Here is a 19,214-nt window from a genome sequence, read left to right as displayed (position 1 = left end):
GGGAATAACCATTGCGGGTATTGGTATCTTTGGAACGCTGGTTTTTCCCGTAATCCAGGTGCCCATCGAGTTCACCTTCCAGCATCTTTTCCAGCCCACGCTTTTGCAGCTGTTTTAGAAAACTACTGAGTTCTTCACCTGATTTGAACTGCTTTAAAAAATCATCGTCAAATAAATCTTCTTTTTTCATTACTGTGTAAATATTAGAGGCCTGAAATTACAGGCAAGATTAAAAAAATATAGGGGTTTGCAAACCCCGATATTTTCTACTCACACAGTTTTTGAAATATTCCCTTCTCTTTCTTAAAAGAAATTTTTTTAAGTTTAAAGGAATAAAACTTTTAAACCGGGTCTGTAAATTAAACTCTGTCTGATGTTTCCATTCCTCTGGGGCTAGCCCCAGAGGAATTGGCACTTATGGCCAGCGGTATCCGGTCTCCAAATTTAATATAAAATTGCTGAATCGTAAGGCTCCAATTATGCAAAGGAGCGGTCCATTTCTTCTCAATGTTTCTTGTAGCCAGGTAGACCAGCTTGAGTAGTGACATATCATTAGTGAAAGCACCTTTGGTCTTGGTAACTTTCCGAATTTGACGATGGAAGCCCTCTACGGCATTGGTGGTGTTGTAAGCTTCCCCTGATTTGAACTGTTTATTTTTCTAAAATATCGATAAAGCTATTGTTTTTAATTCTTCTGGGGCTAGCCCCAGAAGAATTAAGTTTTGCATATGCTACTGGAGACATTTTCCCTAATGAATCATGGGGTCTGTGGTGATTATAATCATCCATCCAGATTTGTGTTTGTTCTCTTACCTGGTCAATATCTTCAAAAAGATATTTATTAAGAACACCTCTTCTATACGATCCATTGAAGCGCTCTATAAATGCATTTTGTGTTGGTTTTCCCGGTAGCATGTACTGAATGTACTGAAGTCTATTTCGTGCATTTTGCTCCATTCTACCGTAAGATGTGCAATAAACTCGGGACCATTGTCCATTCTAATCCTTCTGGGCTTCTGCCTACGGTTTATCAGGTGGTTCAGCACCCCGACCACACGGTTGCTGGGAAGGGAAAAATCTACTTCAATATGCAGAGCTTCCCTGTTAAAATCATCAATAACGTTGAATGACCTGAAGCGCCTCTTGTTCTCAAGGACATCGGTCACAAAATCTATGCTCCAGGTATCGTTGGGCTCGTCGGGAACCTCTAAAGGCTCTTGTGCCCGGGCGGGCAATCGTTTCTTGACCTTTCTTCTCAGAGGCAGCCCTAGCGCTACATATACCCTATGGACACGTTTATGGTTCCATGGCTTTCCTTCCTCACGCAATCGGTTATAAGCCTTCCAGAAACCTTCCTCGCTATGATTTTCAGCCTTTTCCTGAAGCGCTTCTTCGATTGGCCTATCATTTTTTGGTAGGGGGTTATAATAGTAAGCACTCTTACTCATTCCCAAAACACGGCACGCCCTGCTGATACCGTAATGAACAAGTTCTTTTGTGATCGCTCGCTTGCGGCAGGGCTTCAGAGCTTTTTTCAATAATCTCTTTGGCCATGTCATAGTCTAAGGATAGACTCGCATACATTTGTTTAAGCCTACTGTTCTCCTCTTCAAGTTGTTTTAGGCACTTCAACTCTTTTCCATTCATTCCGCCATAGCGCTCCCGCCATTTATAAAAGGCAGCAGTACTTATGCCATAGTCACGGCTGATCTCAGCGGCTGTTTTTCTGTTGTCAAATTCTTTGAGGATCTTAGCGATCCGCTGTGGGGAAAATTTACTTTTTTTCATACTGTTTAAATTTAAGAATTATTCTACTTTTAAACAGTTCGGTTTTAAGGGAAGCTTACATTGATGTCAAATCTTTGCATGACCTCCTTAAATAATCTCTTATTAGTCCTCAATTTATCCGGCATTTCTCTCATACATGCTACTATTTTTCTGCCCAGGAATGAATTTATTTGTTCTAATAGCCGTATTTAAGATCAGAAAGGGCAGATTGTATGCAAGGAATCCTATATTGATGAAATAGCCGATCCTTCCAACGCGCAAGGCTTTCACCTTTAGTAGTATTAAATTCTTTTGGAAATTGCTGTTTTAGTGTTCTTATATATTCATATTGATATAGATTAGAGAAGTCTGAACAGGGTACCAATCTCATAAAAACGTATGGCAAGAGGAGATAAAAGTTTATTATATCGAAATACCTCATCCCTCTTATCACTCCTTCAAATCCATGTTCATAAAGGTCCTTCCACAGGTTAAAATTATCCAATTATCCTGCAATGTGATCTATTCACCTTCTCCAGTATGTAAAAATCTCGAGATGGTGTCATTTGCGGAACCATCTGATGGTTCTGTAATGAAAAAGCGGTAATCTGTTCCTAATTTTTTAGAAATTTCCTGGACTGTGGATGCATCTGTAAATGGTTTAGATAATGATTTTTAACGGTAAATGATCTCTTTATTTTTTTATTTTTTTCTTGTTAAACCTGCGTAGGAGTAGAAGAGTCGCTCTACCATCATACCCGCCGGGTGATACACCATTTATTAGAATTAGCCTTATTCTTTCTATAGTTTCTTTTAAGGCTATTAATAATCTTTCAGTATGCTCTTTTTAGAGAGTTTCTTCTCCCTGAAAAAACAGGAAGACTTTGTATGTCTAATTGCCAGCTGTTAAGTAAAGAGTACATTTACCATTTGTGGCATCTTTTTCCAACGAGTATCCCAACTTTAGGATGGTCGTCCCAGAGATCCGGTAGAAATTATCCAGGGAATATTTCATTAAAAGAAAAGTACTCTATTATTGCTCTTATATGGCAAACGTAAAGAATTTTAGACATTAAGTCTTAAAGATTTATATGATGCAATAAGAGCATTATCATTTATTGTATGTTAAAGAAAGTTCATTTGCTTAAGCAAATATAACTGAAGATATCAATATAGGAAGTATAAGGATATGGTCTCCGGCTTCATTTTTTAATATGCGGGTCATCATTGATATTAATGTTAATCTAAAAACCAGGGTGAAAATATCAAGTTTTTTTCTAGTATCGATTTTTCCAGAGATTTTCTTTTTGAGTTTTAGAGGTATTAAACTGGCAATACGGGATTTTAAGGAAATCCAGAGAGGTTTGTTTTGTTGATTTGAATGGTGGAGTTCTGAAAGAACAGCATTTAAGAAATTTTGCGGGAAAATTTCCCGGGCATGAGTGCTGTTTAGCTCTTCTTCTACTGATAACAGAAATTGTTTACTTCTTAGAAAATTTCTTTTTGTGTTATTATTTCCTTTAGAGGCATATTCACTATAAGGATCAAGTGAAGCTACAATTTCTTTAAAAGCCACCTTGTTATTCCTCAGATGATCTGGCATCATTTGAGTAAAATCTATGAGACGGTTTGTTAGAAGAGGATTAAATTCTTCTACATAAGAATGTTTTAGGTCAGCCAGTGCAGCTTGAACTATTGGTATACGGTATTTTGCCAGGAGGCGGTCCCTGTAAACCGATAACTTTTCATTTTTCCGATGAGAAAAGCGCTCCGGTACTTCTTGTTCAAGTTGAGCTAAAAACTGGAATTTACTAAGATTAGGAATTTCAGAAAGAAGAGAAATTCCCATAAAACTTCGAACCTGATATTCTGAAGAAGCGGAAATATTACTAAAGAGTACATTGCCGCGTATTAGTCCTTCTATTTCACTTTCAAAAAGGTTTTTCCAAATCTTGAAACCGTCCAGATACCCTCCAATGTGGTCTATCCTGCCTTCACCATTTTTGAGGAACCTTTCTAAAATAGTACGGGCATTTTTATCTGAAAAATCCAGCTTATAAAAATGATGTTTTGTTTTATAACATTTTGCCACCTTTCTGGCAATATTAGCGTCACTTCCCTTGAGGTTTTCTGCGTTTTTGTCTCCCCAGGTAACTGTTTGTAAATTGCTAATGGATTTTTTGCTTCTACTTAAAAATGCCAGGATTCCACGGCAGTCATGCCCACCAGATAAAGATAGAGCCCATTTACTGAAATCTGGAGTGTATTGCGAAAAAGTAGCATCCAAATTATCAAATAAGAGTTTTTTATATTCAATTTCAGGGAATTCCTTCTGTTCTTCTTTAATACTTTTCCTTACCTTAATTTTATAGTTCCAGATTTTTTTATCTAAAAGTATGGAACCAGAAGGAGGCAGTAACGATATTCTTTTATCCCAGGAATAAAAACTCAGATTTCCCGTAGAAATCATCCATGGTATTACTTTTTCTTCAAATTGGAAATTACCCAGAAATTTTATAATTGCTCTTTGCGAAGTTGCGACTATAAATTTTTCTTCATCTTTATAATACCAGACGCTTCTTGTCCCAAGACGGTCTGAAACTATTTCTAAAACATCTTCATTTTGTCTAAAAATGGCGTAATTCCCGTCAGGATAATCTACATCTGTATTTTCCCAGTTTTCATAGTTGTTTAAAAGCGAACCAAGCAGAATATTTTTTTCATTTATTCTTATAGTACTGACTGGATTAGATATACCATAGGTTGTATGGGATATTGAATAAGTGGACGAGGGATTAGGCTCAATATTATCTGGATTGATGCTATCACAAATTTGCTTAATCTTTATTTTAGATGCTTGTGCCTTTTCCTTATCTCTAAAATATGCATAAATTATCTTGGACATTGTTTACTTGTTTCGATATTTCAAATGTAGGATAAAATTTATAGGATAGATGGGCTTCTTAATTTTGCCAGGGATAAGTTTAACAAATATTATAACTTTCCCATTCACTCAATGGCTATTTTTGAAAATTCCTGGAAATAGAGAAGATTTTCCGAAATCCAAGCTGTTTAATTTTATTAAAATTCCATTTTTTATGAAACAAAGATCGTTATTGTATTTTTTACTAAATAAAACAGGATCTTTTTTCTTTTCAGCTAATAAAAATTTACGAGTTCTTGCATATCATACTGTGCCAAGTATGGAGCAATTTGAGGAGCAGGTACGCTATCTTAAAAATAATTACACTATCATAAGTATTTTGGATTTAGAACGCCACTTCAATAGCGGGCAAGCTTTACCATCTCATTCCTTATTAATTACTTTTGATGATGGAGATCCTTCAGTATTAGAAAAAGGATTGCCGGTTCTGGAAAAATATAACCTAGCCTCGGTTTCATTTGTAATAACAGATCTTATTGATTCTTCAAAAAATTTTTGGTGCAGATGGGTAGAAAAAGTTTATGAGAAGCAGGGTAGGAGCTACAGGGAAGCAAGAAAAAAAGTAAATTATCTAAAAAACATTCCTAATCAGGAAAGAATAAAATACCTGAGTACGCTTGAAAAAATAAATGGCCGGCAACTTACCAGTGCTGAATTGAATTACATGGAGTCCAGGAAAATGTTTATAGGAAATCATACCCACACACATCCTATTATTAACAATTGTACAGCAAAAGAAGTAAAGGAGGAATTATTATGCGCAAAACAACTTTTTGAAAAATGGGATTTAGAAGGTTATCCTTTTTTTGCTTACCCTAATGGAAATTGGGATGATGAGAGTGAAAGTTCCTTAAAAAAAAATGGTATAAAATTGGCTTTCCTATTTGATCATAAGGTTAATAAGAAAATAATTAATCCTTTACGGATTTCCCGAATACGTGTAGATGCAGATACCGAGCTTAATGAGTTTAAAGTAAAAGTTTCAGGATTACATTCAAAAATAATGTCTTTAAGATAGCCACCACAAAATTATAATTAATGTTAGAATTTAGGGAAATAGACTATGCTAGGGATATTCCGGAAATTGTTGATCTTTTGCTTACAAGTCTTAGTGATACTAATAACAGAGATCATTTTATCTGGAAGCATATAAAAAATCCATTTGGAAAGTCCTACGGGTTACTTGCATGCGATGAGGGTAAAATTGTTGGTGTACGTATGTTTATGTTCTGGGAATTTGTAAGGGATAAGGAAGTGGTTAAAGCTGTACGGCCGGTAGATACCATAACCCATCCGGAGTACAGAGGTAAAGGCATTTTTAAGAAACTTACCCTGGATGGCCTGGATAAATGCAGTGATAGATTTGATTTAGTTTTTAATACCCCAAATAATAATAGTTTTCCAGGTTATCTAAAAATGGGCTGGCAAAAATTTAAAGGCAGGCTTTCTTACAAGTTAGCAGTTGTTTTTCCATTATTAGTCTCTAAAAAATTTTCCTTAGAAAATGTAAGAACTGAAGAGTTGGATATTAAGGTACTTTCTCCTTCTCCTAAATGGACCACGAATTACACTGATGAATATTTAAAGTGGAGGTATGCGGCAGCGGTCTATAAAAAAGCCTATTTTAAGTATAGGCAAAGTAGCGGCTACATTATTTATAAAATAAAAAAGGTAAAAGGAGTAAAAATTCTCTTATTAATAGATTACATAGGCCGGCAGGAATCTCTTCAGGAAGTAATAAGAGGGTTGGCAGCTAAAAACAATACCTGTCTCATACATTATTTAGATAATGATAGGATGTTAGGTTTTCGCCCGTTAATTTCTTTCAAGCGTCCGGAATCTGTAGTAGTTTATAAAGAAGATCAACAAGCAATTGCATCTCACATCCTATTTTCCAGCGGCGATCTTGAGGGACGTCTTTGAATTTAAGATACCGTTAGGGTTTTTTCTTCTAAATAAAACTATTTTCGTAATTTTTGAATGTAATCATGAAGGTATTTGTACTAATTAATTCTCTTGGAGCTGGTGGCGCCGAACGTTCCATGGTCGAATTTGCCAAATTTCTTTTTCAGCATGATGGCATAACTGTAAGATTTGTTTGTCTGGAGAGGCGTAAAATTGGCCTGGAAGAAGAAGTAGCTTCAATAGGTATACCTGTTACTTTTTACGCAGGAAAGAATAGCTATACTTCAAAAATAAAGTTTTTTAACAAACTTATAGACAAAGAGAACCCGGATATTGTTCACTCTGTACTTACACAATCAAATCTTATAGCAAGGGGTGCCAGGATAAAAAACAGGAAAATAAAAATAATTCAAAGCCTTGTAAATACACCGTATTCATTGGAGCGGAAGAAAGATGCCAAGCTCCCATGGTATAAATTTCAAATGGCAAAACAGCTGGATGTTTGGTCTGCCAGGTTTTCTAAAAATATTTTTTACCATTCTATTACAAAGGAAGTACTGGAGCATTATAAGCCGCTATTTCATATAAAAGATAATTATAAGATCATTCATAGAGGGAGATATGAGAATTCTTATTCGGGAAGTGTAAAAAAATCTGATGAATTTCTAATTGTTAATTCTGGAAGGCAGGAGTTTGCAAAAGGCCAGATAGATATTTTAAAAGCGCTGAAACATTTAAGAGATAATAAGGGAGTTTCAGATATTAACTTTATGTTGCTGGGAAGACCAGGACATTATACTGAAATACTTGAAGATTTTGTAAAGAAAAATTACCTGGAAAACCAGGTGAGTTTACCAGGATTTGTTGACGATGTAGAAAAACGCCTTGCTGCTGCTCATGCTTTTGTTTTTCCTAGCTATTATGAAGGTCTGGGAGGAGCTTTGATAGAAGCTTTTTCAGCAGGATTACCTTGCGCCTGTTCAAATATACCGGTGTTAAAAGAAGTTGTGGGAGACGAGAAGAGAGCTTTATTTTCAGCACCCGGGGATTTCGAGGTACTTGCTGAAAATATTCTGAAACTGTATGAGGATAAGGAGCTTAGGGAAGAATTGGGCAGGTATTCTTATCAAAGATTTCAGGAGTCCTTTAGAATGGAGAAAATAAATAAGGAAATGTTGGACATGTATAAAAGCCTTTTAAAGCATTAGACAATGAAAATCCTTCAATTGGTCACCAAAAGGCAGTATAGGGGAGCAGAGGTTTTTGCTGCCAATTTAAGCGAAGAATTAATAAATCTGGGACACGAGATTGTTTTTGTGGGATTGTACAAAAATGAAGGAAACATTCTTCATTTAGAGAGGGCACAGAACGTTGATCTAATAGAGAACACGAAGACATTTTCCCTGTTATTGGTTAAAAAATTAGTTTCACTTGTTAAAGAGATAAGACCAGATATAATTCAATGTAACGGATCAGATACCTTAAAATATATGGTTTCAGCTTCGTTATTTGTTCCTGATATTCCTGTTCTGTATCGAAATATCAGTATGATTAGTGAATGGGTTTCTGATGGCCCAAAAAAAATATTATATAAAAATTTATTTAAAAGGGTCGCACATGTTTCTTCAGTAGGAGAAGAAGCAGTGGCAGATTTTGTCAAAACCTTTAACTACCCTTCAAGTCAAGCCTCAGTTATAAGAAGGGGTATTCCTATAAAAAAAATTGAGAAGCATAAAGCCCGGGAACAATTGAGAAGAGAATTGGGCCTTAAGGAATCAGATAAAATTGCAATGCATATTGGTAACTTCAGCATTGAAAAAAATCACATCTTTCTCTTTGATATTTTTTCAGACTTGAGGCTGAAATATCCGGCTATTAAACTTGTATGTGTAGGTACAGGGATTCTCTTGGAAGAACTTAAAGAAGAGGTGGTTAAGAGGCAACTTGAGAATACTATCTATTTTATGGGATTTCGGAAAGATATTCCTGAACTTCTTGCAGGGGCAGATCTTTTTGTCCTGTCAAGCAAGGTAGAAGGAGTTCCCGGTGTTATCCTGGAGGCAGCAACTCAAAATATACCCTCTATAGCAACAGATGTTGGAGGTGTAAGAGAAGTTTTAAATAATAATGAGACAGGCTTTATTATCAAAGATTTTAATAAAGGAGAATTTAAGAACAGAGTAATAGAACTTACAGAAAATGATGAACTAAGACATAGATTAGGTAGAAATGCTTATGAGTTGGTAGTCAAAGATTTTAACCCAGTAAAAAATGCGGGCAAATTTGAAGCGCTTTACCGGGAATTGATAGGTGGTAAAAGCCCATGTTTGCGTATTTTGCAGATAATTCAGAAAAAACAATACAGGGGAGCGGAGATCTTTGCAAGTCAGTTGTCAAATCACCTTCTTAATAAGGGGCATAAGGTAAAGATTTATAGTATCTATGAAGGAGATGCTATCTTACCATTTAAAGAACAACTTTACAGTTTGAACAGGACGGAATCCTCCAGATATTATGATTTAGCTGGATGGAAAAAACTGGCTCAGGTTGTGAGGCAATTCAAACCAGATATCATTCAGGCCAATGCAGCAGACACTCTTAAATATGCTATATTTTCAAAACTGGTTTTTAGGTGGGATGTGCCGGTGATTTTCAGGAATGCCAGTGCTTCCAGTTTTTATATAAAAAATAATTTTTCTAAAAAACTTAATTCTTTTCTCCTAAAACAAACAGATTATATACTTTCAGTTTCACAGGCTTCAAAAAAAGACATTAACAGCTTTTATCCTTTTACCCGGCAAAAAAGTAAGGTTATTCCTATTGGTATTGAACCCAATGAAATTTCATTTGAAGAAGAAAATAATGTTCCTTTTGATAAACAAAAAAAGAACATTCTGCATATAGGCTCTTTTACACAGGAAAAAAATCATGCCGGATTACTTATGGTATTTAAAAAGGTTCATAGTAAAAATCCTGATGCAGTTTTACACCTTATAGGAGATGGCCCTTTAAAGGCAAATATCATTAAATCAATCAAGGAGTATGACCTTGATGGTGTTGTAGTAATTCATGGAGAATCAAATTATCCATATCCGTATATAAAAAAAGCAGATGTTTTAGTACTACCAAGCCTGATTGAGGGCTTGCCGGCTGTACTGCTGGAGGCAATGTTGTATCAAACCTTGTCTGTGGCTTATAATGTGGGTGGGGTAAGTGAAATAATAACCAAAGACACAGGTTATTTGGTAAAAGAAGGTAATATTGATGATTTTGCTGAAGCGATTCTGCAGGCTTTGGAAGAAAATGCTAAAAATAAAAGAATTTTAGAGCACGCATACAAGTTGGTGGTTGAAGATTATTTAAATGAAAAATTAGTAGACAGGTTTCTGGACTCCTACATTAAACTGCTATAATTTTCCTGATGCAGTACGGGTTTTATAAATTATGAGAATAAAAGTTTTACATATTATCAAATCGTTGGGCAGGGGCGGGGCAGAGGTACTCCTTCCAGAGACTCTTGCACTACACGATCAAAATAAATTTGAATTCCACTATGTTTATTTTCTGCCTTGGAAGGATCAAATGGTAGATATAATTAAAGAACAGGGCGGTAAAGTTACTTGTATTCCTGCAAACAATAACCTGGAATTAATACGAAAGGTGGGTGAAGTAGTGGAGTACTGCGACAAAGAAAAAATCGATATATTACATTGCCATTTACCATGGTCTGGGTTTCTGGGGCGCAGGGTCTTTTCAAAAACAAAAATTCCCGTTGTATATACTGAACATAACATTCAGGAGCGATATCACTGGGCCACAAAATTTGTGAATAAATATACTTTCAACTTCCAAAGTATGGCCCTTGGGGTTTCTAATGATGTCACAAAATCTATTAAGGAAAATATAGACCCGGCGATTCCGGTGGAGACTTTATTAAACGGGGTCAATACTGCCAATTTTAAACGTGATACTGCTAAGGGTAAATCCTTAAAGCACCACCTTGGAATTCCGGAAGAAAGCTATGTTATTGGAAATATTGCTGTATTCAGAGAACAGAAAAATTTGCTGGATTGGGTTAGAGCTTTTCATAGAATCAATAAAAATTATCCTTCTATATACGGAATACTAGTTGGAGCAGGTCCTAAAGAAAAAGAAATTAAAGATCTTGTTGATGAATTAAAACTTTCTGAAAAGATCTTTTTTCCCGGATTACAGGAAGACACCATACCATATTTTTCGGCGATGGATATATTTATGCTAAGTTCTGCATTTGAAGGCTTGCCTATTGCTTTACTTGAAGCAATGAGCATGAAATGTGCCGTAGTTTCCACCAAAGCGGGAGGAGTTGTGGAAGCTGTAAGACATAATAAAGAGGGGCTTTTATGTGAGCCGGGAGATTGGGAAATGCTGGCTGAAAATGTCCAAAACCTTATTCAACATCCTGAAAAAAGGGTTAAAATACAGGAATTTGCCAGGGAAAGGGTTTTGCAAAATTTCAGCTTGCTTGAAATGGTTAGAAGTCTTGAACAAAGATATTTTAAAATTTATAATGGAAATTAGAAAGGCAGAAGAAAAAGACATTTCTGGCATCATCCAAGTGCTTAAAGCTTCTTTGGGAGAAACAGATTTACCTGTTTCTGAAGATGTTTGGAGGTATAAACATGTTGCTAATCCCTTTGGACCTTCTATAGTATTGGTTGCAGAAGAAGCTAATAAAATTGTTGGAGTAAGAGCTTTTATGAGGTGGCAATGGCAATTACAAGATACATCCTATAGTGCATTAAGAGCAGTAGATACGGCAACCCACCCCAGTTTTCAAGGTAAGGGCATTTTTAAAAAACTAACCTTAAAAGCTTTGGAAGAAGCTGAAAAGAATGGAGATAATTTTGTTTTTAATACTCCAAATGAACAAAGCAGGCCTGGATATCTAAAGATGGGATGGGAGCAGGTTGGTAAAGTGAGGGTAGGTTTAAGGCCAGCATTTAATTCTTTTTGGAAAACAGGCGGTACAAATCTTTTTTATAAGCAGATAATAAATACTTCTTCAGAGAAGATAGAAAATCTCTGTGAAGGTTGGAACAAAAAATTAGCCTGGGAAAAAAAATTGTTTACACCCAAGAGCAGAGAATATTTATACTGGCGGTATGAAAAAAATCAATTGCAGTCTTATGAAGTTTATGCTGAAGAGGATATTTATCTGGCAGCATACATAAAGCGAAGGGGCAAACTAAGGGAATTGAGAATTACGGAATGTCTGTATTTGAATTCTGCATCAGAAGTAAAAGAAATAAAAAAGCTTATTAAAAAAATGTCCTTGAGATTTGGGGTGCAATTTTGTAGTTTTTCTCCAGATCTTTTAGGTTTAGGCTTTAGTGTAAAAGGTAAATTTGGCCCTATCCTAACTTTTAAAGAAGCTTCTAAAAGAACCTATGAAAAAGATTTGCTTCAAATTGAAAACTGGAATAGCAGCCTTGGTGATCTGGAATTATTTTAAATAATATGATTGGTGTATTAGTATTACTATTAATATTTTTTGGTATAAACCAGCTAATCTTCGGTGCTTATAGCCACAGGCATGCATTTTTATCTAAAAAAAAGATGAATATGTTATACCTGTACCATCTAATTTTTTATGGTGTTTATTCATGGTATGCATATAACAACCCTTCAGATTCCAAAGGGTATTACAGAGAAATAAGTACCCATACAGGTAGTTGGGGAGCCCTTTTTGGAACCGATACTTTATTTATAGATTTTATTGCTTATCCATTGCACGTAATTGGATTCAATTACGATATGGTTATGGTTACTTTCGCATGGTTTGGATACCTTGGGTTTTTTTATGCCTACCTGTTCATAAGAGAGAAAATACCAATTAAGATTACTGTATTTAAATCTGTAGATTTGCTTACATTGATTCTGTTCTTTCCTAATATGCATTTCTGGACCGCGTCTTTAGGAAAAGGATCCCTTATATTTTTTGGTTTAATGATGTTTACCTATGCTATAATTAAACCTAAAAGCCGTTTGTTTCTTGCTATTCTCTCTTCCATAATAATTTTTCAAATACGTCCGCATGTATTCTTTTTTGTAGCAATTGGGGCTGCTTTGGGATATATGAGTGGAAAAGAAAAAATACCATTGTGGCAAAAGATAGGCGTATTCTGCGTGATGATTGGGGCTGTTTTTATTTTAAAAGACACCATTTTAGGAGTAATGGGCCTTCAAAATTCTGATAATCTTATAGAGGATTTCCAGGCAGCATCAGAGAAAAATGCTAAAGATTTAAGCACAGCAGGCTCTGGTGTAGATATGGCTTCATATCCTTTGCCGTTAAAACTATTTACATTTTGGTTTCGGCCTTTATTTGTTGATGCTCCCAGTGCACTCGGCTTAATTATATCTGTAGAAAATTTGATTTACCTGTTACTTTTTATAAAGATAATAAAGAAGGATTTTATAAAATTTATTAGAAAATCACCCTCAGTAGTAAAAATGAGCTTTGTTATTTTCTTTATGACCTCATTTGCCATGACTTTTGTGATGTCTAATCTGGGTATTATCGTAAGACAGAAGTCTATGGTTATGTATTACATCTTCTTTGTTATTTACTACTATCTGGCAGAAAAAAAATACTCAGAAATTATAAAATATAGAAAGAGAAAGGCAGGAATAAAAAAAGAATCTTTAAAAATAGTTTCTTAAGTACTGTAAAGTGTCCCGCAAAAAAATAAGTCCAAAGAACCTGAAGTATAGAAGCCTGGCTTTAAAAGGAGATTATCATGAAACAGATTATGCTAAAATTTCAAAAATGAATAAAAAAACAGGAGTAATTATTTTAACCTACAATAGATTAGACCTTTTAAAAATTACCGTATGTAAAGTTTTAGCCCAATCTTTAAAGCCCTCAGAAATATTAATAATTGATAATAATTCTACTGATAATACCAGAGAGTATCTTAATAATTTAGAAGGTGTCACAAAAATTTACCTGCCGGACAATACAGGTCCGGCCGGCGGGTTTTATGAAGGTGTAAAATATTTCGCAGAGAAAACAGATGTTGATTACGTTTGGATGATGGATGATGATTTTTTCCCGTTTGACTCCTGTTTGGAAATACTTCTTGAAAATGCAGATAAGGATCATATATTATTTCCTTATACACGAGAAAAAGATTTAGCTTTTAGGAAACAACCGGGTTGGTGGGGCGTATTAGTTCCTATGCATATTATAGATACAGTAGGCTATCCAATGAAGGAATTCTTTTTTTGGTCTGAGGATTCAGAATACTTGCTCTACAGGATACGGGAGAAATATAAATTTAAAGCAAAATGGATTCAACCAGCAAAAGGAGTCCACTTTACCAAAAGAGAGACAAATTACAGGAAACCCTGGAGGTATTACTATGAGGTTAGAAACATGTTATATATGCGCTTATACGTGAGAAAACCTACCGCCAGAAGGTATTATAAACTTTTAAGAAGCTGGACGTTTCTTCTTGGAGCTATAATTATCAAAGAAACTGATAAAGGACCTAAATTCAAATTATTTATAAAGGGTACAATGGATGGGGTAACTAAAAAGTTGGGTAAAACAATAGATCCGGTAACCCAAAAGGTGGTTGTAAAGCAGAAATAAAACTCTTTTTATGAATAATTCTAAATCAGGTTATCTTCTTATCTCTTTGGACTTCGAACTTTTATGGGGTATATTTGATGTTGTAGATTACACTTCTAAGAAGAAATACTTCAAGCAAACAAGAGCGGTTATTCCTGAAATTCTCAAATTATTCGAGGAATATCAGGTTCATGCCACCTGGGCAACAGTAGGGATGCTCTTTAATAAAAACTGGGAAGAATGGGAAGAAAATATTCCTGACACAATCCCGAAATATAAAAATAAAGCACTTTCCGCATATAATTTCGGGCAGTCTATTAAATCAAAATCTACTGAGGAATTTTGCTTTGCACCTGAACTTATTCAAATAATCTCAAAAACGCAGGGGCAGGAACTTGCCACACATACTTACTCTCATTACTATTGCCTGGAAGAAGGGCAGACCCCACAAAACTTTGATAATGATTTGGCAATGGCGGTATATTTAGCCAAGGGATTAAACATCAATCTAAAATCTCTGGTATTTCCCCGGAATCAATTGTCCGCAGGTTATCTTAAAATTTGTGCTGCACATGGAATAAAAAATATCAGGTCCAATCCTATCTCGTGGTACTGGAAGGATCCTACTTCTAATTCCCTTTCAAATAAAATAGCAAGAACGGGTGATGCCTATTTGAATTTTGGAAAAAAATCCTATGCAGCTTCTCAACTTTCTCCAAAAAAAAATTTGCCTTTAGAGCAGAAGGCAAGTCGGTTTTTAAGGCCTGTAGAAGGAAATGGGGTTTTGCGTAATAGAAAAATAAACAGGATAAGGAATGAAATTGAATGGACGGCCAGGAATAAGGAGATTTATCACCTCTGGTGGCATCCTCATAATTTTGGGGATCAACCAGAAGAAAGCCTGAAGGACCTAAGGAAAATCCTTGTTTATTTTAAGGAAATGCAGCATAAATATAATTTTCAGTCATTAAATATGCAGGAGCTGGGTACTATGTACTCTTAAATTTCTTTTAAGGAAGAAGTGTCCTCTTAAAAGATGATTATCTTTACAGGCTTTAAATCTATCTACTATGTGCGGAATTAATGGGGTATTTTTCAAGAAATCAGCGTCTGAAGAAAAGATCTCCGGCATTCTTTCTAAAATGAATGGTAAAATTTTTCATCGTGGCCCCGATGAAGATGGCTTTTATGTGAAATCAACCAACAAGCTTAGTCTTGGAATGGCCATGCGTAGGTTATCTATTATTGATCTTAGCACGGGAAAACAGCCTATGTTTTCTAAAGATGGTAAAATAGCCATTGTTTTTAATGGCGAAATATATAATTATCGTCAATTAAAGAGCGACTTGGAAAAAAAGGATGTGAGTTTCCTCACTACTTCAGATACAGAAGTAATATTGCGGCTTTATGAAATTTACGGCACTGCTTCTTTTGAGATGCTGGACGGGATGTTCGCCTTCAGTATTTTTGACGAAAATCAAAACAAACTTTTTATTACAAGGGATTTTTTCGGGGAAAAGCCACTTTATTACGCAAATTTTGAGAATGAAATTTTCTGGGCTTCAGAATTGAAATCCATTATGGCTGTTACTAATAATAAGCCGGAAATTTCTAAAGAAGGCCTTAATCTATTCTTGCAACTCACCTATATTCCTGCACCCTTTAGCATCTATGAAGGTATTAGTAAACTTCCGCCAAATCATTATCTGGAGTTGGATTGCTCAAATTCATCTACAAAGGTTTTAGAAATTAAAAATGATCTTGAAACTAAAATAGATCCTAACATCAGTTTTGAGGATGCAAAAAAGCAAACTCATCATCTGGTGAGTGAAAGTGTTGAGAGCAGGTCTGTAGCAGATGTCCCCCTGGGAACTTTTCTATCCGGAGGAGTAGATTCTTCTATTGTCTCGCTGGTACTCGCCAGCCAAAAAGAAAATAAAATCGATACTTTCTCTGTGGGTTTTGAAAAAAAATCTTTTGATGAAACAGACAAATCCCGGGTTGTGGCAGATCTTATTAATAGTAACCATCATGAATTTATAATTTCCGTAGATGATCTTAAAGATAATATTAGCAATATTCTCCTGAACTTTGATGAGCCATTTGCAGATTCTTCTTCTTTACCCACCTATTTAGTTGCGCATAAAACCAGGCAATTTGTAAAAGTGGCACTTACAGGAGATGGGGGAGATGAAGTGTTTGGAGGTTACAATAAGTATTACATGGGTAAACTAAATACGAAGTACACCTCAATGGTACCAGAAGCGGTACATGGTTTTATTAAAAAAACATCCTTTCCTTTTTTATCCACCAAAGATGATAAAAGAGGAAGAAGGTTTAAAGCTAAAAGGCTCCTGAATGCCATTAATTATGAAGGAGATTTTTATTATAACATCGTTTCCCTTGCATTCCAGGCAGAAGAAGTTGAAACTTTGCTAAAAAAGCCCTGGAGAAATAAAAATACGTTTGGACACCATAAAAACCTGATAGGTAATAGTAACCGTAGTCTTACACATTTTCGGAATATTGATAAAATAATGAGCCTGGAAGGGGATATGCTGGTGAAGGTAGATCGTACCAGTATGCTTACTTCTCTTGAAAGCAGAGCACCCTTTTTGAATAAAAAACTATGGGAGTTTACCGCGCAATTACCGGAAGATTACCTTATGAAGGGCTGGAATAAGAAGTATCTTTTAAAAGAAGCTTTTAAACAGCATTTCCCTGATGGTTTCCTGGACAAATCAAAGAAGGGATTTGGAGTGCCGGTTGGGGATTGGCTTAGAGGCCACCTGTCTTTAGAATTAAAATCTTATATAGAACCAGGTTTTCTGAAATCTCAAAATATTTTTAATCCTGATAATATTCGAGAAATTGTGGAAAAGCATCTTTCGGGAAAGGAAGATAATACCTTTAGGGTGTGGACTTTTTATTGCTTTCAGAAATGGTATAAGGAAACTTACCTGGCTATATAGCATGATAAAGGCTTTGTAATTAAATTCGATATTCTTTCCTATTCTTTAAATTTTGAAGAAGTGATAAAATGCACAGTATGTTAACTTCCACTATTTAGTTTTACCAGCGCTTAAATCCAGATGCAGCGAAGGACAAGGTTTCTTTTAATACTATATTAGTACATTTGGAGAAGGACACCTTTAGAATAGCATGAAAGATAATCCGTTGATTAATTATTTTTTTAAATATTTCAGTTTTTTTTATAAGTACCTGAATTATCGGATTTTTATTGCCATTGCTTTAAGCTTAATGGTGGGGGTATTAGATGGTATTGGAATAGCTTTTTTTATTCCATTGTTTCAGTTAATTTCAACAGGGGGAGGAGCAGATGCTTTAGGGAATACTGCTGGGGAAAGTGATGTAGTGACTAATTTCTTCCTGGATATTCTGCAAATTCAGCCTACACTTCTAAACATCTTTTTCCTGATTTTTCTGTTTTTCAGCCTTAAGGGGATTGCCAAGTTTTTCGAAACCTACGTAAGGATAATTTATCAGCAATATTTTATGCGCAAAATCAGGATTTCCAACATTAACCTGTTTAGCAAGTTTAATTTTGAGCAATTCCTGAAAGCAGATACAGGTCGTATTCAAAATACATTCAGCGCAGAGGTACAGAGAGTGAATGTAGCCTACAAACATTATTTAAAATCTATCCAAACCGGAGCCTTGGTATTTGTTTATGTAAGCCTGGCTCTAAGTTCTGATTGGAAATTTACTTTTCTGGTGCTGTTTGGATCTTTCTTTTTAAATATTCTCTTTCGGTTTTTTTATAAACGAACAAAATATTATTCCCGGCGTTATACCCAAAAAGCACACCGGTTTCAAAATTTACTTATTCAAAAAGTTCATCTGTTTCAATACCTTAAAGCCACGGGTTTAAATGATACTTATGCCGGTAAGTTAAAGGAGAATATTATTGAAGTAGAAGCTGTCCAGAAGCGGCAAGGGGTTATAGACTCCATAATTGCAGGTTTGAGGGAGCCTCTCGTTATTTTTGTTATTTTCCTGGCCATCTTTATCAATATTTATGTATTTGAAGAAACACTGGGAACAATTTTGCTTAGCTTATTGTTGCTTTACAGGGCAATCACTTTTTTTATAGGCACCCAGGAGCAGTGGAACTCTTTTCTAACCGTTTCAGGATCTTTAGATAACATGGCCCTTTTTACAGCTGAGCTGGAAAAAGGACAGGAAGATAATGGTAGCATTCATTTTTCAGGTTTAAGACAAGGATTGGAATTAAATAATATGACCTTCGGTTTTGATGTCAAGATCCCTATTTTTACAAATATCAATTTAAAAATCGCTAAAAACGAAACAGTAGCCATAGTAGGAGAAAGCGGGGCTGGAAAATCTACTTTATTAAATATTCTGTGCGGACTTATAAAGCCGGGAGACGGTTCCTATAAAATAGACGATTATAATATTAAAGATCTTGACCTTAATAGTTTTAAAAAGAGGATTGGTTATATTGTTCAGGATGCTGCTGTATTTAATGACAGTATCTACAATAATGTTACTTTTTGGGCTCCTAAAACAGAAGAAAATTTCCGCAGATTTTTAAAAGCAGTAAAACAGGCTGCGATTGCAGACTTTATTATGGGATTACCTGCTAAAGAAGATGCTGTTTTAGGCGCTAATGGAATAAATATTAGTGGTGGGCAAAAACAAAGGCTGGCCATTGCCAGGGAACTCTTTAAAGAAGTGGATATTCTTTTTATGGATGAAGCCACCTCTGCTTTAGATGGGGAAACTGAAGCCGCGGTCCAACAAAATATTCAACAACTTCACGGGCAGTGTACTATTATAATTATTGCTCACAGGTTATCTACAGTAAAAAATGCTGACAGGATTATTCTTATGCAGGAAGGGCAGATTGTTTCTACTGGAAAATTTGAAGAATTATATGAAAAATCTTCTATTTTTAAAGAAATGGTCGAGCTTCAAAATTTGTAAAAAATATTCCTT

The 19,214-nt window shown here is 35.3% G+C and carries 12 protein-coding genes and 3 pseudogenes; 11 read left to right on the top strand and 4 right to left on the bottom strand.

All coding sequences use genetic code 11. From position 1 onward, the window contains the following. From RM553_RS17300 to RM553_RS17285, 4 genes and pseudogenes are all read right to left on the bottom strand, one after another. A pseudogene (locus RM553_RS17300) lies at window positions 1-190 on the bottom strand (IS256 family transposase); the annotation flags it as partial. 169 nt (window positions 191-359) lie between these two features. Beyond that, a pseudogene (locus RM553_RS17295) lies at window positions 360-623 on the bottom strand (transposase); the annotation flags it as partial. Between the two features lie 28 nt (window positions 624-651). Beyond that, a pseudogene (locus tag RM553_RS17290) lies at window positions 652-1,788 on the bottom strand (IS3 family transposase). A 1,123-nt stretch (window positions 1,789-2,911) separates the two neighbouring features. Next, the gene (locus tag RM553_RS17285) at window positions 2,912-4,672 is read right to left on the bottom strand and encodes a hypothetical protein (RefSeq protein WP_311536215.1); all 1,761 of its coding nucleotides are present in this window, start codon (window positions 4,670-4,672) and stop codon (window positions 2,912-2,914) included. A 298-nt stretch (window positions 4,673-4,970) separates the two neighbouring features. On the opposite strand from RM553_RS17285, the gene RM553_RS17280 reads away from it, so the two are divergent. From RM553_RS17280 to RM553_RS17230, 11 genes are all read left to right on the top strand, one after another. Further along, window positions 4,971-5,729 carry a polysaccharide deacetylase family protein gene (locus RM553_RS17280; protein WP_311536214.1) on the top strand — a complete coding sequence of 253 codons (759 nt, stop codon included), beginning with the start codon at window positions 4,971-4,973 and terminating at the stop codon, window positions 5,727-5,729. A gap of 20 nt (window positions 5,730-5,749) precedes the next feature. Beyond that, a complete protein-coding gene (locus RM553_RS17275; RefSeq protein ID WP_311536213.1) occupies window positions 5,750-6,634 on the top strand; it encodes a GNAT family N-acetyltransferase in 885 nt (294 codons plus the stop codon). 65 nt (window positions 6,635-6,699) lie between these two features. Then, window positions 6,700-7,824, top strand: coding sequence for a glycosyltransferase family 4 protein (locus tag RM553_RS17270; protein WP_311536212.1), 1,125 nt, complete (start codon window positions 6,700-6,702; stop codon window positions 7,822-7,824). A gap of 3 nt (window positions 7,825-7,827) precedes the next feature. Further along, window positions 7,828-10,029, top strand: a complete 2,202-nt coding sequence (locus RM553_RS17265; protein WP_311536211.1) for a glycosyltransferase — start codon at window positions 7,828-7,830, stop codon at window positions 10,027-10,029. A 31-nt stretch (window positions 10,030-10,060) separates the two neighbouring features. Next, window positions 10,061-11,176: a glycosyltransferase gene (locus RM553_RS17260; protein ID WP_311536210.1), complete on the top strand. Its 1,116-nt coding sequence runs from the start codon at window positions 10,061-10,063 to the stop codon at window positions 11,174-11,176. After that, complete coding sequence (locus RM553_RS17255) at window positions 11,166-12,110, top strand: GNAT family N-acetyltransferase (protein WP_311536209.1); 945 nt, start codon at window positions 11,166-11,168, stop codon at window positions 12,108-12,110. Before RM553_RS17260 ends, RM553_RS17255 begins: the two co-directional genes overlap by 11 nt. Window positions 12,111-12,604: 494 nt before the next feature. Next, window positions 12,605-13,321, top strand: a complete 717-nt coding sequence (locus tag RM553_RS17250) for a hypothetical protein (protein WP_311536208.1) — start codon at window positions 12,605-12,607, stop codon at window positions 13,319-13,321. Window positions 13,322-13,427: 106 nt separating this feature from the next. Then, window positions 13,428-14,255 carry a glycosyltransferase family 2 protein gene (locus RM553_RS17245; protein WP_311536207.1) on the top strand — a complete coding sequence of 276 codons (828 nt, stop codon included), beginning with the start codon at window positions 13,428-13,430 and terminating at the stop codon, window positions 14,253-14,255. 10 nt (window positions 14,256-14,265) lie between these two features. Next, window positions 14,266-15,237 carry a polysaccharide deacetylase family protein gene (locus tag RM553_RS17240; RefSeq protein ID WP_311536206.1) on the top strand — a complete coding sequence of 324 codons (972 nt, stop codon included), beginning with the start codon at window positions 14,266-14,268 and terminating at the stop codon, window positions 15,235-15,237. Between the two features lie 67 nt (window positions 15,238-15,304). Continuing rightward, entirely contained in the window at window positions 15,305-17,206 is a 1,902-nt protein-coding gene (gene asnB, locus RM553_RS17235) for an asparagine synthase (glutamine-hydrolyzing) (protein WP_311536205.1), read from the top strand. 205 nt (window positions 17,207-17,411) lie between these two features. After that, complete coding sequence (locus RM553_RS17230; RefSeq protein WP_311536204.1) at window positions 17,412-19,202, top strand: ABC transporter ATP-binding protein; 1,791 nt, start codon at window positions 17,412-17,414, stop codon at window positions 19,200-19,202. The last annotated feature ends 12 nt before the right edge of the window (window positions 19,203-19,214 follow it).

The sequence above is a fragment of the Autumnicola tepida genome (assembly GCF_031846485.1).
Lineage (GTDB): Bacteria > Bacteroidota > Bacteroidia > Flavobacteriales > Flavobacteriaceae > Autumnicola > Autumnicola tepida.
Note: the sequence above shows the minus strand (reverse complement) of the source record. Positions and strands in the feature narration are given on the sequence as shown.

Bases quoted from the DNA above. Each gene is read 5' to 3' on its own strand.
- RM553_RS17285 (WP_311536215.1), bottom strand. From the start codon at position 4,672: ATGTCCAAGATAATTTATGCATATTTTAGAGATAAGGAAAAGGCACAA.
- RM553_RS17265 (WP_311536211.1), top strand. From the start codon at position 7,828: ATGAAAATCCTTCAATTGGTCACCAAAAGGCAGTATAGGGGAGCAGAG.
- RM553_RS17260 (WP_311536210.1), top strand. From the start codon at position 10,061: ATGAGAATAAAAGTTTTACATATTATCAAATCGTTGGGCAGGGGCGGG.
- RM553_RS17275 (WP_311536213.1), top strand. From the start codon at position 5,750: ATGTTAGAATTTAGGGAAATAGACTATGCTAGGGATATTCCGGAAATT.
- RM553_RS17280 (WP_311536214.1), top strand. From the start codon at position 4,971: ATGGAGCAATTTGAGGAGCAGGTACGCTATCTTAAAAATAATTACACT.
- asnB (WP_311536205.1), top strand. From the start codon at position 15,305: ATGTGCGGAATTAATGGGGTATTTTTCAAGAAATCAGCGTCTGAAGAA.
- RM553_RS17270 (WP_311536212.1), top strand. From the start codon at position 6,700: ATGAAGGTATTTGTACTAATTAATTCTCTTGGAGCTGGTGGCGCCGAA.
- RM553_RS17250 (WP_311536208.1), top strand. From the start codon at position 12,605: ATGATGTTTACCTATGCTATAATTAAACCTAAAAGCCGTTTGTTTCTT.
- RM553_RS17240 (WP_311536206.1), top strand. From the start codon at position 14,266: ATGAATAATTCTAAATCAGGTTATCTTCTTATCTCTTTGGACTTCGAA.
- RM553_RS17255 (WP_311536209.1), top strand. From the start codon at position 11,166: ATGGAAATTAGAAAGGCAGAAGAAAAAGACATTTCTGGCATCATCCAA.
- RM553_RS17245 (WP_311536207.1), top strand. From the start codon at position 13,428: ATGAATAAAAAAACAGGAGTAATTATTTTAACCTACAATAGATTAGAC.